The sequence below is a fragment of the Trinickia sp. HAY1-2D genome (assembly GCF_056754935.1).
The window spans coordinates 2,561,505-2,577,905 of record NZ_JBPGWX010000002.1 but is presented as its reverse complement, the minus strand read 5'-3'; the positions used below and the strand labels follow the sequence as shown (position 1 = coordinate 2,577,905).

At 64.1% G+C, this 16,401-nt stretch carries 12 protein-coding genes; 3 read left to right on the top strand and 9 right to left on the bottom strand.

Going from position 1 to position 16,401, the window contains the following annotated elements:
* Positions 1–31 precede the first annotated feature (31 nt).
* The 4 genes from ACR9ZC_RS19180 to ACR9ZC_RS19165 all read right to left on the bottom strand — a co-directional run bounded on the left by ACR9ZC_RS19180 (position 32) and on the right by ACR9ZC_RS19165 (position 6,380).
* Positions 32–3,874, bottom strand: a complete 3,843-nt coding sequence (locus ACR9ZC_RS19180) for a type III effector protein (protein ID WP_481581509.1) — start codon at positions 3,872–3,874, stop codon at positions 32–34.
* A 99-nt stretch (positions 3,875–3,973) separates the two neighbouring features.
* Positions 3,974–4,723: a metal-dependent hydrolase gene (locus ACR9ZC_RS19175; RefSeq protein ID WP_481581508.1), complete on the bottom strand. Its 750-nt coding sequence runs from the start codon at positions 4,721–4,723 to the stop codon at positions 3,974–3,976.
* On the bottom strand, positions 4,720–5,652 hold the full coding sequence (locus ACR9ZC_RS19170; RefSeq protein ID WP_481581507.1) for a fatty acid desaturase: 933 nt from the start codon (positions 5,650–5,652) through the stop codon (positions 4,720–4,722). Before ACR9ZC_RS19170 ends, ACR9ZC_RS19175 begins: the two co-directional genes overlap by 4 nt.
* Complete coding sequence (locus ACR9ZC_RS19165; RefSeq protein WP_481581506.1) at positions 5,649–6,380, bottom strand: hypothetical protein; 732 nt, start codon at positions 6,378–6,380, stop codon at positions 5,649–5,651. Before ACR9ZC_RS19165 ends, ACR9ZC_RS19170 begins: the two co-directional genes overlap by 4 nt.
* 272 nt (positions 6,381–6,652) lie before the next feature.
* Here ACR9ZC_RS19165 and gloA2 point away from each other — a divergent pair, with 272 nt between their 5' ends.
* Positions 6,653–7,054, top strand: coding sequence for an SMU1112c/YaeR family gloxylase I-like metalloprotein (gene gloA2 / locus ACR9ZC_RS19160; RefSeq protein ID WP_481581505.1), 402 nt, complete (start codon positions 6,653–6,655; stop codon positions 7,052–7,054).
* Position 7,055: 1 nt separating this feature from the next.
* On the opposite strand, the gene ACR9ZC_RS19155 is transcribed toward gloA2, so the two are convergent.
* From ACR9ZC_RS19155 to ACR9ZC_RS19145, 3 genes are read right to left on the bottom strand one after another with little or no spacing between them, the layout of a single operon-like run.
* Positions 7,056–7,250, bottom strand: a complete 195-nt coding sequence (locus ACR9ZC_RS19155; RefSeq protein ID WP_481581504.1) for a hypothetical protein — start codon at positions 7,248–7,250, stop codon at positions 7,056–7,058.
* Positions 7,251–7,260: 10 nt separating this feature from the next.
* Positions 7,261–8,397 carry a cytochrome d ubiquinol oxidase subunit II gene (gene cydB / locus ACR9ZC_RS19150; RefSeq protein WP_481581503.1) on the bottom strand — a complete coding sequence of 379 codons (1,137 nt, stop codon included), beginning with the start codon at positions 8,395–8,397 and terminating at the stop codon, positions 7,261–7,263.
* Between the two features lie 13 nt (positions 8,398–8,410).
* Positions 8,411–10,012: a cytochrome ubiquinol oxidase subunit I gene (locus ACR9ZC_RS19145; protein WP_481581502.1), complete on the bottom strand. Its 1,602-nt coding sequence runs from the start codon at positions 10,010–10,012 to the stop codon at positions 8,411–8,413.
* Positions 10,013–10,320: 308 nt separating this feature from the next.
* On the opposite strand from ACR9ZC_RS19145, the gene cydD reads away from it, so the two are divergent.
* Positions 10,321–12,135, top strand: a complete 1,815-nt coding sequence (cydD, locus tag ACR9ZC_RS19140; RefSeq protein ID WP_481581501.1) for a thiol reductant ABC exporter subunit CydD — start codon at positions 10,321–10,323, stop codon at positions 12,133–12,135.
* Positions 12,132–13,985 carry a thiol reductant ABC exporter subunit CydC gene (gene cydC / locus ACR9ZC_RS19135; RefSeq protein WP_481581500.1) on the top strand — a complete coding sequence of 618 codons (1,854 nt, stop codon included), beginning with the start codon at positions 12,132–12,134 and terminating at the stop codon, positions 13,983–13,985. Before cydD ends, cydC begins: the two co-directional genes overlap by 4 nt.
* Here cydC and ACR9ZC_RS19130 read toward each other — a convergent pair.
* Both ACR9ZC_RS19130 and ACR9ZC_RS19125 read right to left on the bottom strand, forming a co-directional pair.
* Entirely contained in the window at positions 13,930–15,717 is a 1,788-nt protein-coding gene (locus ACR9ZC_RS19130; protein ID WP_481581499.1) for a GGDEF domain-containing protein, read from the bottom strand. The two genes, cydC and ACR9ZC_RS19130, sit on opposite strands and share 56 nt — an antisense overlap.
* 268 nt (positions 15,718–15,985) lie before the next feature.
* Positions 15,986–16,213 (bottom strand): hypothetical protein, encoded by a 228-nt coding sequence (locus ACR9ZC_RS19125; RefSeq protein ID WP_331568492.1) that lies wholly within the window; start codon positions 16,211–16,213, stop codon positions 15,986–15,988.
* Positions 16,214–16,401 lie beyond the last annotated feature (188 nt).

The following is a 16,401-nucleotide window of genomic DNA, read 5'->3' as shown; positions in this document are numbered from 1 at the left end:
TCGATGTCCGCTCGTCACCGTCGACGCTGACTCATTCCCGTCCCGGTTTATTCGATCTGGCGCGCCGGGTTGGGCCGTCGTTCGTCTTGGCATCGTCATCGAATCGGACGCGCCGCCCGGCCACGGTCCAGCGGCGCGAATCGGCTCCGACGACGGCGGCCGTCGTTCCGGCGAGCGAATCCCGCCTGTCGAGGGACGGCGAACGAGGCGTCGAATCCTCCACGGCATCGATGCCGCGCGGTGTGGGTTGTGTCGATGCCGCTGCTTTCCTGAGCGCGCCGAGGGTTCGCGGGTCCGTCGGCATGGCGGACAACCACGCCTCGAGCCGGCTGCTGACGGGTTCGACGTCGGCCGGCAGCGTGGCTTGCGTCAACGACGCCGAGGCGACCGGTTGTTCGCTCGACGATGTTGACGTGTCCGAAGGTTCGTCGACGATGCGCTCTTCGCTGATGTCGCCCGCCATGTGAACGGCCTGAAAGTGATTGCCGAACATGACGATGCCGACGGGATCGGTTCCGAGCCGCGACGCTTGAAAGCGAATAGGACCGTCGATGCTGGGCATGATCAATTGCAGATTCATACTGGCGCCGTAATCGCGGTTGATCCGCTGCATCAGCGCCGCGATCGCCGGCTCGTCGTCGTAGAGCATGCGGTCGCCGCCTTCGATCTCGGGATACTCGCGCGCCATCGCTTCGCGGTAACGCGATGCCTGAGCCGCGAGCAGCGGCTCGGATTGCGCGTCATAGCGGCCCGTCGCGTGCTGAAGTAGCGAAATGATCAGGCAGTCCATCGAGGCATGACCGCTGTTGTCCGCGGCGCGAATCCCGTGCTGCGCGAACCATCGCAGCGTCTCGTCGCGCCCCGCGCCCATCATCATGTCGCGCTGCCGCTCGAGTTCGAGCGGTTCATGGCGTTCGGCTACCGGTATCGTCGCTTGCTCGGGACGCGGCACGAACACGTTCTCCGGGCGCGCCGCAGGCACGTCCGGATGCGTGACGCGCGCACTGCCGCCGAGCTCCGGGATAGCACGCAGTGCGAGTGCGGCGGCTTGCGCATCGAACGAGCCTGCCAGCCCGTGCGCATCCGCGCCGGCCGAAGCGATGAAGTCGTTCGCTGGGGGCGATCCCGTTTGCGTTTCAGGAAGCGGCCTTTCGGGCGGCGGCAACGCCGATTCGACTCGTTCTATAACCGTATCGCTCGTGTGCCGCGCATCCGTCGCGGGCGGCGCCTCGGATGGCGGCGGCTGGGTCGCGAGGCTCGTCAGTCGTTCGCGTACGCCCGGGCTCAGGCTTTTGCCGAGATCGGCCGCCTTGCGCGTTTTCGACAATGGCACTTGTGCCACTGCGTGAGCGATGGGTGTGGCGACCGAGATGGCAAGGCTATCGGCGAGCATCGCCATTTGACGCGTTCTGAACTTCGCCTGGGTCGCAAGCGGTGCGTGTCGATAGCGCCAGTTGTAATACCCGGTCGTGCCGCTCAGTTTGCCTGAACTGAGCTTCGCCCCGCCGACCGAAACCGTGATTTCGTCGGGGATGTCCCGTGCTGCCTCGATGCTCGCGAGCAACCGGTCGAGCGACGCGTCGCTGTGTCGATCGCCCAGATCGACGAGCATGGCATTCGTCGCCGGCAAGTCGAGCTTCGTCACGACGGCTTCGCCGTCTCTTGCGAGCGTCTTGACGAGCTTGGCCATGCTGGTCTTCTGGAACCGCGCGCGTTCGCCCGCGGAATAGGGCGCGGTAACGGGCGCGGTGCCTTGCGCCACCAGACGCGCGTCGTTCTGATCGCCGAACGCCGGCTTTTGATGAACCCCATGACTGGCCAATTCGGCCTTGTGAATATTGAGCCCCAGGCTCGCCGCCGAGCCGGAGATATTGACCGCGGCGGCCAACGCGGCCGCTCCGGCGTTCGTCACCGTATAGCGTTCACGCTCGCCGATCGCCATCGATTTGGCGAGCTTCGTCGCATCCACCTGCTTGCGCGCATCGGTGCTGAACAGTGCGCGGGCATCGGCGCTTTCGATGGCCGCGAGCGCCTGGGCTGCCGCTCGCAGGGTGTTGCGCGCCTGAACCGGATCGGTCTCGGCAACGGCTGCCTTCATCCGCGACTGCGCGAGTTCGAAATGAAGCCAGTCGCGCAAGCAGGCCTTGACCTCGGCACGACGGCCGGCACGCAACGTGTTGCGCGCCGCGGCCTTGCGCCGCGACTCGCGGGCGCCGGTCCGTTCCACCTCGGTGTTGAAGTCGTGCAGCGACGCGAGCGATTCGCTCACGCGGCCCAGCAGCAGCCGTCCCATGCTGTCGAAGCGCATGCGATCGGGCGTTTTCCACGCATCGGAGACGGTCGACGCTTTGAATTGACTCGCGTGTGTTTCAGCGAACGATTCTTCGAGCGCTTTCACGGCGGTTTCATCGGCACCCGCATTGGCGATCCCGCGACGCAGCGCCGCGTAATCGGTCCAGTTCCTGACTGGATCGAGATCGTCTTTCGTCGAATCGCGGCGCGCGATCTCTTCGAGCGTGGCAATGAGTTTGGCCTTGGCCTGCTTGCGCACCTCGGGATTGTTCGTCACGCGTTTTTCGGCGATGTAGGTGCGATAGGCCGCGGCGCGTTCGGTTTGCTGCTTGGCGGCATTGCCGGCCAGCAGGTCCGTCGATTTGGCAAGTGCCACGATCGCGCGTTTCGCTTTGGCTTCGCCGTCCTTGCTTGGACCCGAACCGAGTTGGTAGGCGACATAAAGCGCGGCCACGAGCGCGACAGCGCCGGCCGTCGCGCCGGCGGTGGCGGCAAACGACGTGATGACGACAGGCGTGAGGATGCCGAGCAGCGTCGCCGTATAAGTCGCCGCGCCTGACGCGACACTGACGCCGAACGCGCGCTTGTTGCCGTGATACTCGATCTTTGCGCTTTCGGCCGCGGTTTTGTAATCGGATTTCAACTCCATGCGCATGCAAAACCGCGCATAAGCGACGCTGAGTGCGGTGCCGGCGGCACGCATGTCCCGCTCGGCCTGCTCGCGCTCTTGCGGTGCGGCATTCGGATTCGCAAGCCGAGTATGCGCGTCGTCGAGATCGGCTTGCGCGCGCTCCATTTTTCGCACGGCGTTGCCGATTTTGCGCAGTTCCAACGCGAGGCGTGCCGATGCCCGCATGACATTCGGACCTGTCTTCGCGCTCGGCGTCGCATCGGCCTTGCCAAGCGGCATGATTTCCTCGGTACCCGAATTCCGGAACCGGATGTTGGCCGAATCGAATGCCAGCTGCGTCGAAAGCAACGTCAGCAGCAGTTGCACGCCGGAGAGCGCCGTTTTCGCCGGCAGATGAGCCGAAGCCGCCAATTGCGCGGCGCTTACCGCCCCGTTGACGGTCGAGGAGACGGTCAGGCGCTGACGATGCAACGCACCCGTACCGGTCTTTTTGAAGCTGTCGATGACTGCGTCGGTATCGTCGAGCCCTACCGTTTCAAGGAATGTCGCGATCATCTCGCGGTAATAGTCCTCGTCCTTCGATCCTTCCGGCAACAAGCGCTGATCTCTCATCTCCGCGGGGATCGAATCCGGTCGTGCGCGCTCGAAGTTCAGCGCCGTCAGGCGAGCCAGTCCGACGATCGACGGCTGCTTGCGCTGCCCTTCGGCCCAGCGTTCGCAGATGCCGAGCGTCGTCGTCTCGTCCCAGCGCTCGACGCTGACAGCCGGCTCGAAGGGAACCTTCTTCATGTCGAACAATTGCGCGAGACGGCCCCGCACGCTGCCGCGTGCGGGGTGCGCCGCTGCCGATCCTTCCGGCTGCGGGGCGCTTTGCGGTGGCCGGATCTCCGCCGCGGGAGCAGCAGTGGGAGATGTGGATGACGGGAGGATGCGGCGCAGGGCGGATTTCATGTTGGCGATGCAGGGGGGATTCGCGACCCATGCTAGGAAAGTGTTATTGCAATTCCGGTGGCCGCGGCGAAACGCCGTGCCCGACAGCGAAATCGATATTCAGCGTGCGCTCGCCAACGGTGCGCGGAAATAACGCCACCATCCCCGCACCATGCGGACGAGCGAGGGCAGGCTGCCGAACGCGAACCGGGCGGCATCGATCGATGCTGCGCGCCAACTCGGCGCGCCCGAGCGGATATCGCAGCGGCACAACGCGAACGTGTAGCGCAACTCGTCGACCAAAAGATATCCCGTAGCGAGGAGCAAGGCCGACCGCAGCGTCCATCGGTTCAGTCCCGCGTGCGCGGCGACATCGATAGCCACATCGCGATGCCCGAGTTCCTCGCGCGCATGCCAGCGCCACAGCTTCGCCGCGTGCGATTGCCCATCGATCAGCAAGGTGCCGTGAGAGACGACCTCTTCGGAGAGTACGGCGGTCAAGTGCTCGAATGCGGCGACGAGCGCTATCTTCATCGGCAAATCGAGCCGCTCGAGTTCAGCCGTCACGCGGTTTGCCCGCTCGGCGACGGCCTGCGCGCCTGGCAGGCCCGCAATCAGCGCATCGTTGTAACGCACGTGCGCTTGCCGATGCGCGCGCTCTTCTCGAACGAAACGCTCGACCTCGCTGTGCAGCCTGGTGTCGATAGGCGCGGGACAACGCGTACGCCACGTTTCGAGCGTGTCGATGAGAAACGCCTCGCCGGCGGGGAGGATCAGCGAAAGCGCATCGAAGAACCGGCTGCGCACGAGTGTGCCATTCCAGAACAGCGGTTTGCCGCGGCGGGTGGAAGCATCGTAGGTCGGCGTCATGTCCGGCGTCCCGGTTCTGCGCGAATCGGCACGTTCGCGTTCGCGCGGGAGCCTCGATCCGTCAGCCATAACCTGGGGCCGTCGGTCAGCCAACGGCGCACGAACGCGATATAGCCGATTGGCGCCGCGGTGGGATCCGTTTCGATCCGACGCGCCACCTCGAACCATCGCAAGGCAGGTTCGCAGTGGTGCGCCCGGTGCAGCGAACGGTGCAGCAGGACCCAGCCGAGGCCGAACGGAAGCGCAATGTCGTTCGCGATCGAGCCCTGCGGACGCCGGCACGAGGCGGGGGCAATCGCCACGCCATAGTGCTCGGCCTGTGTGAGGATGAAATCGAACCATGCCGACAGTGCGAGCGGAATCAGATAAGCGACAGCGACCGTGCGTGGCGCGTGGCGCAGCCCGACGGCAATCGATAGCGCAAATACGACCCACCAGACGAAGGCTGCATTGCGCCGGGCGCGTTTGGCCCGCGGCACCATCGACCATCCCGTTCGCGTCAGATGCCAGGCGACCCAAGGCACCTCGAGCGGGGCCAGCAGCCAGATCCAGCGCGTGCGCCAGCTTCGGGCATAGAGCGGCCCTTCGGGATCGGCCCCGGTACAGGGGAGGGGATGGTGTGCCAGATGAAAGTAACGGAAGGCAAAAAAGTTCTGCCCGACCAGCGCCGCGCATGCGGTGCCTATCGCGTCGCTCACGTTGCGATTACCGATGAACGTCCCATGCGCGCACAGATGCTTGGCTTCTTGACACCCGGTCAGCAGGAGCCCTTGGAGCAGCATCAGCGGAGCGAGGAACCACGGGTTGGTGCAGATCGAAATCAGAATCGTATTGATGAGGACGGACGACAAAAACAATGCGCTGGGCCAATCGCTGTACGAGCGCGGCTGAACGCGTCCGGTCGTGGAGTGCGTGGCGGATCGAGTCATAGCAATGCGGCGAGCGGGTGGGCGATGCGTTGTATCGTAGGCAGCGCAAGCGCAGACCAAACTGGACGCAGTATCGACAAAGGAACCGTTCCTCGCAGGAGCACCCCGTAATCGAGCGAGCGCTCATGCGGGAAATAGTCCCGCTTGATCGACACGATCCTGTCGAAGCCGCGCGAGGCGTAGTAGCGCAACTGCGGATCGAGGGGCAGGCCGCGGCGCCGGGCATGGACGTAGTCTTCGACGTGCCCTTCGGGATGAGCCGCCATCCAGTCGCGCAGACCGGGCACCGGAGAGCCGAGATAGATGTACCGCCAGCCGCGCTTGAGTGCGTAGGGCCAAAAAAATTTCAGTAATGCCGTGACGCCGGCTTGATCGCGGCTCGTGAGGCTGATGCCGAATAGCGTCGTCCCTGTGGCAGGAGAGGGCAGTAATGTGCAGTCTTCCCAGGTCGTGACACAGCGGTGGAAGTCGTCGGCGACGGGCCGCATGAACAGCGAGGCGAGCAGTCGGCCGGATCGCGAGCAAAAGGCGCCGACGGCCAGATCGGGATGAGCGTCGATTCGCGCCTGGAGTTGGGCGCGCGACGCGGCCTGCACATCGGTCCACTTTTCCTGCTCCAACTCCAGCAGCGCGGGTAAGTCGCGGTCGGTCAAAAAGCGCGCGTGCACGCGCTCATCGGCTAAAGGGAGAATTGCAATCTGCGAGAGAAAACGAAATGTCTGATCCATAAAGTTTCTTTGTAGCGTCTATTCGAAAAGTTTGTACGATTCATGCAAATCGAATTAGCGCTATTTCGCAGAATGTCTATGTCATGGTCGTGACAGCGAGCGATCGATGCCCTGGCGGACGATGTCCTCGCGCCGTGACCGCAGGATGCTCCGATGCGCTCGCGATCCTTTTTTAATACGTTTTTATTCGCCAAACTGCCGGGTCGGTCGATCAATGGGCATTGAGCGTATCGCGCGGGCGGTGTATAAACATCGGTGCCATAGGAGATGCGATGACGTCCGCTGCGCTGCCCCTTTCCCGCATTCACCACGTTGCGATTATTTGCTCGGACTATGAGCGTTCGAAGCGTTTTTACACGCAGACGTTGGGATTGCGCGTCATTCGCGAAACGTGGCGGGGGGAACGCCGTTCGTGGAAACTGGATCTCGAAGTCGGCGAGTATGGCCAGATCGAGTTGTTTTCGTTTCCAGAGGCTCCGCCGAGGCCGTCGTATCCCGAGGCCCGGGGATTGCGCCATCTCGCTTTTGCGACAGACGATCTCGATGCGTGCGTCTCGTCGCTCACCGCGGCGGGGGTGGCGGTGGAGCCGGTCAGGCTCGACGAGCTGACCGGCAAGCGCTTCGTGTTCTTCAGCGACCCGGACGGCTTGCCGCTCGAACTTTACGAAGCATAGATCAGCGCCGGGCTGCCGATCGTTCGTACTCCTGCGTATCGAGCAATACACCGCCCGCGGCGGAGAAGAGCACGATCATGATCGTGCCGACGATCCACGAGAAGTACCACGCGCCATAATTGCCCACGATGACACCGATCACGATCGCCGCGACGACAGCGGCCAGCATCACGGCGAATTGCAAAAACGTCTTCATGATTACCCCATTAATAAGCGTGCGGGTCGGCTTCGACATGTTCTGCCTTCACCTTGCCGCGCATGATGTAAAACGCCCAACTGGTATAGGCGACAATGGCCGGGACGAAAATAGCGGCCCAGCCCGCCATCCAGATCAGCGTATGGCGGCTCGACACCGAGTTCCAGACCGTGAGGCTCTGCGACGGGTGGCTCGATGAGGGCAAGAGGAACGGAAACATGCTGACGCCGACCGTGCCGATGACGCCGATCCATGCGAGCGCGCCGCACCACCAGGCGAGTGTCGCGCGGCGCGCGCGCAGCGCTAAAAAGCCCAGCGTCATGCCGAAGTATGCGAGTGCCGGTACGAGCCAAAGCGCGGGAACGGCGCGGTAGTTATCGAACCACCCCGCGCTGACGAGCACCGCGGTTTGTTGCAGCGGGGTTTGCGCCAAGCCGGGCGCCGGTGCCTGTACGAGCCGATAGCCGTTCAGATGAATCGTCCACCATCCCCCGATCGTGAACAGCGTGAATGCGATCGCAATGCCGACCGTGGCGGCGCGGCGCGCACGCGCTTGCAGGGGCCCGGGCTCCGAGCGTCCTGTGAGCATCACGCCGCCCATATAGACGGCAAGCGAGAGCGAAAGAATGCCGCACATCACCGCGAACGGATTCAGCAGCGAGACGAAGCTGCCGGTGTAGTGCGACGTGAGATCCCAGTCGAAATGAAAGGGCACGCCCCGCAGCATATTGCCGACACCCGCGCCGTAGACGATCATCGGCACCATGCCGCTCGCGACGAGCGCCCAGTCCCACACGTTGCGCCAGGCAGCCGTCGGCAGTTTGCTGCGGTACTCGAAGCCGAGCGGCCGCAGGATCATCGTCCAGAGCAGCAACAGCATGACGATGTAAAGGCCCGAGAACGCAGTCGCATAGAGCAGTGGGAATGCGGCGAAAACCGCTCCGCCGCCGAGAACGAACCAGACCTGGTTGCCGTCCCAGTGTGGCGCAACGATATTGAGCGCGATGCGCCGTTCGGTGTCGGTGCGCCCGACATAGCGCAGCAGCGCGCCGACGCCCATGTCCATGCCCACCATGATGCCGAGCCCCATCAGCAGCACGCCGAGCACCAGCCACCAGAGCACCTTGAAGACTAGATAGAGTTCCATCTCGCAGTCCTTTTTATCGTGCCGGCGCAGCGGTTGCGCCGGTCGGAACCGCCGCCGGCTCCGTGATGGCGGGTGCCGTATCGCTGCCATGTGGCGCGTCGGGCCCTTGGCGGATCGCTCTCACCATCAGGAACGCCTCGATGACGATGAATACCGAATAGAGCAGCAAGAAGCCGGCGAGCGAAAAGATCATGTATCCGACGCTGTGGCTGGACGCCGACATCCAGGTGGGTAACACACCATAGACCGACCACGGCTGGCGTCCGACCTCGGCGGTGATCCAGCCGGTTTCGCACGCGATGAACGGAACCGGGATCATCCATGGCGCGAGCTTGAGAAACCGGCGCCGGCGATGCACGTCCCCGCGTAATGACAAGATGACGGCGATCACGAAGTAGGCCAGCATCGAAATGCCGCAGGCCACCATGATGCGGAACATCCAGAACATCAGAAATACGTTCGGCACCGTGTCTTTCGAGGCCTTCGCGATATCGGCTTCGGTCGCTCGCTCGACGTCCTGGCCAGCCGCATAGCGCTTCACGAGAAACCCGTAGCCGAGATCGGCCTTGTGTGCCTCGAACTGCGCGAGCGCCGCGGCGTTGGTCGGATCGGCGCTCAACACCTTCAATGCGGCGACAGCGGGAATGCCGTTTCTGATCCGTTTCACCGCATCGGCTTCGATGCGGTCCACGCCCGGCACCGTCGTATCGAACGTGTGGGTAAGAAGCGGCGTGAGCACGTAGGGGATCTGCAGACTCCAGGCGTTGCGGCGCTCGCTGTTGAGCGGCCATGCCGCGACGTTGAAGGGCGCCGGTGCGGGCTCGGTCTGCCAGAGCGCTTCCATTGCCGCCAGCTTCGACGGCTGGGCATGGCCGCCCACGAAGCCTAGCGCATCGCCGAGCGTAATGACGCCGGCTACCGAGAGCACACCGAACAGACTGGCCATCCGAAACGAGCGCTTGGCGAGCTCCATGTGCCGGCCGCGCAGCATATAGAAGGCACTGATGCCCGTCACGAAGATGGCGGCGGTCACATAGCCGGCAATGCTCGTATGCACGAACTTGGTTTGCGCATCTTCGCTGAAAATCAACGCACTGAAGCTTTGCAGTTCCATGCGCATCGTCACGGGATTGAAGGCGGCCCCTTGCGGGTTCTGCATGAAACCGTTGGCCACGAGAATCCAGAGCGCCGAGAGATTCGAGCCGAGTGCGACGAGATAGGTGACGGCGAGATGCTTGCCTTTCGAAAGCCGCTCCCAGCCAAAGGCCATGAGGCCGACGAACGTCGATTCCATGAAGAATGCCATCAGGCCTTCGATGGCGAGCGGCGCACCGAAGATATCGCCAACGAAGCCCGAGTAGAACGACCAGTTGGTGCCGAACTCGAACTCCATCGTGAGACCGGTCGCCACGCCGAGCGCGAAATTGATCAGAAAGAGCTTGCCCCAGAACTGGGTGATATCGCGGTAGATCGGCTTTCCGGTGATGACATAGACGGTCTCCATGACCGCCAGAAGAAACGACAGCCCCAATGTGAGCGGGACGAACAGAAAGTGATAGAGCGCGGTCGCGGCGAACTGAAGCCGCGAAAGCTCGACCACGGTATTGCTGATCATGTGAAGCTCCGGTAATAGGCGTTGCCGAATCGTGCGAATGATGCGAACCGTGTGTCGGCAAAGACCCGGCACGAACGCGCGAACGCAACACGTTCGACTGTCGTTGATTTTAATTAAGCGCGGCTCGATTTCTTGCGGCATACCGTCGCAAGAACCACGCAAGCACGGGGCTCAGCGCGTCTCCGCGTGCCGGCCATCGTTTCGCGCGAGCGCGGTTCTGTTAAGGTGCGTGCCGGTACGGTTGCATCGTTGTTCGCATGGGTGCGACATCGTGCCGCGATGTTTTTATATGTTCGAGCTTCAAGAGCATGAGCCCCGATTCTCAGTTGAAAAAGACCCTGGATGCATGGCTTGCGCGGCGCGCGGACGGCATACGTGCGCCACTCGGAATGGCCGTCGCAATGGGACTGACGGCAGGAGTCGCCGTGATCGCACAGGCGGCGTTGTTGGCGTGGATCGTCAACGCCGTCATCCTCCGCGGCGCCGCGCTCGCGACAGTGTGGCCGGCACTGGCGGCCATGCTGCCGGCGATCGGCTTGCGCTTCGTCGCCGTGCAGGCGGCGCAGCGATATGCGTTCGCCGGCGCGGCGACCGTGCGCACCGCGTTGCGCGCGGAGCTCGTTCGCAAGATCCAGGCGCTCGGTCCCGCATGGCTTGCGAACGAATCGAGCGGTGCGTTATCGAGCCATCTCGTCACGGGAGTGGAGGCGCTCGAGGGCTACTATGCACGCTGGCTTCCTCAGCGCGCGTTGAGCGCGCTCCTGCCGCTCGCGCTCGTCGTCGTGATATTTCCGCTCGACTGGGTATCGGGTCTCGTGCTCGTATTGACTGCGCCGCTCATCCCGCTTTTCATGACGCTGCTCGGCAAGGATGCGGTGGCCGCGAACCAGCGCCAGTGGAGCCGGCTCACGCGCTTGAGCGCACGCCTGCTCGACACGCTCGCGGGCCTCGCGACGCTCAAGCGTTTCAACGCCAGTCGGCGTGAAGCGGAAATCGTCGCTCGCGTGTCCGAGTCGTATCGGCTCAGTACGATGCAGGTCTTGCGGATCGCGTTTTTGTCCTCGGTGGCGCTCGAATTTCTGTCGACGGTCAGCATTGCGATCGTCGCCGTGCTGATCGGCTTCAATCTGCTCTATGCGAAGGTGCATTTCCAGCCGGTGTTCTTCGTTTTGCTGCTCGCCCCTGAGTTCTATCTGCCGTTGCGTACGCTCGGCACGCACTATCACGCCCGCATGGAGGCCATTGCGGCCGCGGAGCGTATCGTCGACATCCTGAGCGCACCGTTACCGGAGCGTTGCGCTGAGCGCGCGACGCTGCACCCTGCGCAGCCTCACCGCGTTCGTTTCGAGCGCGTGTCGTTCGCGCATGCCGAAGGCCGCACCACGCTCGATGCGCTCAGCTTCGTTGCCGAGCCCGGCGAAGTCACGGCCCTGGTTGGCCCGAGCGGAGCGGGTAAGAGCACCGCCCTCAATTTGCTGCTCGGCTTCGCGTTGCCCCAAAGCGGTTCGATTTCGATCGACGACGTGGACCTGTCGGCCATAGACGAAGCCAGCTGGCTCGCGAACGTGGCATGGGTGCCGCAGCGCGCGCACCTCTTCGCCGGCACGGTGCTCGACAATTTGCGGCTCGCTTCGCCCGGCGCCTCGCTCGCGCGCGTGCGCGAGGCCGCCGAGCTTGCGGATGCGCACGAATTCATCGAGGCATTGCCCGCCGGATACGACACGCCTGTCGGCGAGCGTGGCGTGGGCTTGTCCGGCGGTCAGATTCAACGTCTTGCGCTCGCCCGCGCCTTTCTCAAGGATGCGCCCGTGGTACTGCTCGACGAGCCGACCGCCCATCTCGATGCGCGTACGCAGCAACGCATTCATGCCGCAATCGGTCGGCTCGCGCGTGGACGGACGGTGCTGCTTGCAGCTCACCGGCCGGCCACTGCGCAACTGGCGACGCATATCGTCGTCATCGATCGCGGACGTGCCCTCGAGAGCGGATCGCATCGGGAATTGATGTCCCGCGACGGCCTTTATCGCCGCCTGATGCGAGCCTACGACACGCACGATGCGCATGCAGATGCAGATGCAGATGCAGATGCAGATGCAGATGCGATTTCCGGAGTTGTATCGTGAGCGCCTCGCTGCGATCGGACCGGCCGAAGCATTCCCGCGTGCGTCTTGCGCACGAGGCTCGCGCCGATTTCATCCGCCTTGTTCTGCTCTTTCGTCCGTACTGGAAGCGGATGGCGCTCGGTGCAGCCGTCTCGCTCGCGACGCTGCTCGCCAATGTCACCCTCATGGCGCTTTCGGGCTGGTTCATCGCCTCGATGGCGCTCGCGGGTATCGCGCGGACGACTTTCGACTACTTCACCCCGGCGGCCGCGATCCGCGCCTGCGCGATCGTTCGTACGCTTGGGCGTTACATCGAACGGCTCGTCACCCACGATGCCACTTTGCAGCTGCTGGCCCAACTGCGCGTCTGGTTCTACTCGCGTATCGAGCCTCTAGCGCCGGCTCGCCTGGCCGATCTGCGCAGCGCCGATCTCCTGAGCCGCATTCAGTCCGATATCGATAGTCTCGATCACGTTTATCTGCGGGTTCTGCTGCCGATTATCGTAGGCGCGGTGGGTGCAGCGATCCTGATCGCCGCCACGGCCGTTTTTAGCCTGCCGGCGGCACTCGTGCTGTTCGTTTGCCTGCTGCTCGCGGGCGTGGTGCTGCCGGCTTGTCTGCTCGCCCGCGCGAACGAGCCTTCGCGTGCATGCGTGGCGCTGCGCGCGCAAATGCGCGAGGCAGTCATCGACGCCATGCAGGGATCGGCCGAACTGCGTGTCTACGGCGGTGAGGCATGCTATGCGCAGCGCATCGACGCGCTATCGGCGGAACTCGTCGCCAGGCAGGCCGCGGTGAACCGGCTCGATGCACTCTCGCAAGCGACGCTCGTCGTAGCGGCATCGCTGGCGATGTGGGCGACGCTCGTACTCGTCGTTCCATCCGTGAGCCGCGGTGCCTTGCCGCCGGCTGATCTGGCGATGTTGGCGCTCCTCGTGTTGGCCGCGTTCGAAGCGGCGATGCCGTTGCCGCTCGCCATGCAGATGCTCGGCGAGAGTCTCGCGGCCGCCCGGCGTATTTTTGCGCTCGTCGATGCGGCGCCTGCCGTGGCCGACCCAGCCGAGCCGCACCTGCCGCGCGGCGCCGCGCTCGCGTTCGAGGGCGTCTTCATGCGATATCGGGAAGGCGACGATTGGGCATTGCGCAATGTATCGTTCGAGTTGCCCGAGTGCGGTCGTCTCGCGGTGGTCGGCGCGAGCGGCGCGGGAAAATCGAGCCTGGTCAACGTGCTGCTGCGCTTTTGGGACTATCAGGCCGGCAGCATCCGGCTTGGCGATCGCGAGTTGCGCGAGTGCGCGGGCGAATCCGTGCGCGCACGCATTGCCGTCGTCTCGCAAGACACTTATCTATTCAACGCAACCGTTCGCGACAATCTGCTGATGGCGCGGCCCGACGCCGATCAAGCGGCGCTGGAGGCGGCATGCCGCAGCGCGCAGTTGCACGATTTCATCACGGACCTGCCGCAAGGCTACGACACGCAGATCGGCGAGGCAGGCGCACGGTTGTCGGGCGGTCAGGCACGTCGTCTGGCGATTGCGCGCGCGCTGTTGCTCGATGCGCCGATTCTCGTTCTCGACGAGCCGACCGAAGGGCTCGACAGCATCACGGAGCAAGCACTGCTGCATACCGTCATGGCGTTGATGCGAGGACGCAGCGTGCTGCTGATCACGCACCGCCTTTCGGCGCTGACCGAGCTTGTCGACGAAGTCCTCGTCATGGACGCCGGCGGCATCGTCGAACGCGGTGCGCCGGGCAGGCTGGCCCGCGGGCAGGGGCCGTTTTCCGCGCTATGGCGATGCGATTCGCGCGAACGCGTCAACCCGCCGCTGCCTCGGCGGGGTCGCCGGCCTGTGCGGCACGTCGCACCATGACGCGGTTGCGCCCGGCCACCTTGGCCTCGTAGAGCATCTGGTCGGCCTGCTTGAGGAGTCCCTCGAGTTCGGCTGCCGCTCCCGTAGCGATGGCAATGCCGAAGCTCGCGGTCATCTGACAGCGCGTACCCGAGTCGGTATCCACGGCGGCGCGGGCGATGTCCTGCCGCATGCGCTCGGCCATCTCGCGGGCGGCTTCGATGCTTTGCACGCGCGACATCACCGCAAACTCCTCGCCGCCGATGCGCGCGACGATATCCGAGCGCGCGAAGTGAGTGTGGCAGAGCTGGGCGACCCTGCGCAGCGCTTCGTCGCCGACGGCGTGGCCGTAGGTGTCGTTGACGCGCTTGAAGTAGTCGATATCGAACATGATCAGCGCGATGCGTGACGAAGGATCGTAGGGCTGCCGGCATAAGGCGCCTGCACGCCCTTCGAAGGCGCGCCGGTTCAAAAGCCGCGTGAGCGGATCGGTCTCGGCCATCGTCGCCAACTCGTCGATCAGGCGTGCGCGGTCGGTTTCGAGCCGGGCGCGTTCGATACTGTTCTCTTTCAGGACGCGCAGCGCATCGAACATCACGCGGATATCGTCCCGGCTGAACGAACACGGTACGTGATGATCGAGGTTCCCGGCCGCGATGGCCTGGATGGCCGCGGTGGCCTCTGCGAAAGGGCTGACCACGTCGCGCCTGAAGCCGACGATGAGCAAGCCGAGGGCGATCAGCAACAGCACTTCGCCGCCGGCTGTGGTAACCGCGGCCACCAGCGCGGCGTGGCGGTTGCGCTGTAGTTCGGACGCCGCCTTCTCGAGGACTGCATCGCGAAAGCCGACGATCGGTCTCATCGTGGGCACATACTCTTCGGCGAAGCGGCCCGTGGAGATGCCGGCACCGATCGGCCGATCGGCAAGCGCCTGAACGGAGGCGACATAGCGCAAGCCGTCGCCGAAATAGCGGGTGTTGACGGCGGCGAACGCTTCCGCGCTCAGCAACGGATGCTCGACCATGCGCGCATCGATGAGCGCGCGTATCTGGTCGATGCGGCCGTGCGTCTGCGCGATCGCGAGCTTTTCCTCGATCGTCAACTGACGCCGCATGGCCAGCGCGCTCGTGAAGCGCGAGCCGAGCCGGCCCGCATGCTCGCGCAGATCGGCGGCCAGACGCGAGATGATGAGGCAATTCATGGTGTTGGGATCGCCGCGCGCGACCGCCGAGGTCTGCGAGACCGCCACGGGACTGAAGCCGTCGACGATCGAGAACATGCGATGAAGGACGTTCTCCAGCGCGCGGTCGTCGCGCGCCGCGCGCGGCATGGCCGCGAGGCGATCGACCTGAACGCGTGCCGCCGTCAGCTCGCTTTTGAGCTGACGCACGATCGCGTAATCGTCCGAGCAGGTGGCGCACTCGTCCGGGCTCAGCGTTTCGAGCAGGCGATTGAGTCGCTCGTCGCTTTCGATGCGCGCACGCTTGAGCAAAACCGTGCGCATAGCTGGGATGGGCAGATCTTCGCCGAGCACGCCGTTCATCGGGCCGCGCTCGGCGGAGATCTTCTCCATCGCGATCAGCGTGGCGCCCAACGAATGAAAACGGTGCACGGCCGCGTCCGCGTCTTGAAACGCCATCCATTGATGCTTGAGCAGCAAATAGGACAGCAAGAGAACGGGCACGAGCGTGCAGGCGACGCCGATATTGAAGCGCCGGCCCATTGGCATCCGGGAATGTAAATTGTCTTTCATGACGCGTCATGCCGGCCACGCGCGAGCGTGGCCGGCGGGGCCTAGCTCCCGATACGAATCGAAACCGGTCGGCACGCGTCATTAGCGGCCGTTCGCCGTTCGCCGAAAGGGCGTATCTGGCTATCGGCAGGCGGGGCGCCAATCTTTATAGCGGATTACGGCTAGCGGGCACGCGTAGGGGAAAACACGTAGACCCCGCTTATCGCAAGAAGCGGGGCGGGGGCGGAGGCCGCCGCGGTGAACGCTCGGCCCCCGGCTGATTCTCCCGTCAATGTAGCCTGCCAAAGACCACGTTTGCGCCTTCCGCAGGGGTCAGGCCAAAGCGAAAGAACCCTTCCAGGCGTTCGGCCATCTCGTTGTCGAGTTCATAGGGGGGTTCCACATAGCCGCTTTTCACTGCCGATTGATACCAGTCGGTGATCCACTGACGCAGTTCGCGCTCCTCGGGCGGCAATTCCCAAGCGTCGTAGCTGCTGCTGGCGTAGGACGTGTTCATGTCGTGGCTCCCATTTCTGTTCGAGTGGTAGTGCGGCGCGCGGGGTGGCCCCGCGCGGGCGGCGCCATCGATAGAAATCGATTTTGCCGCTCGAGAACCATGCTACGCGTATGCGCTCGGTTGTTCGATAGGCGCAGGCGGATTGTCGAGTAAGGATAGGTTGCGCATGGTGTAGGGATTTTCTGGCA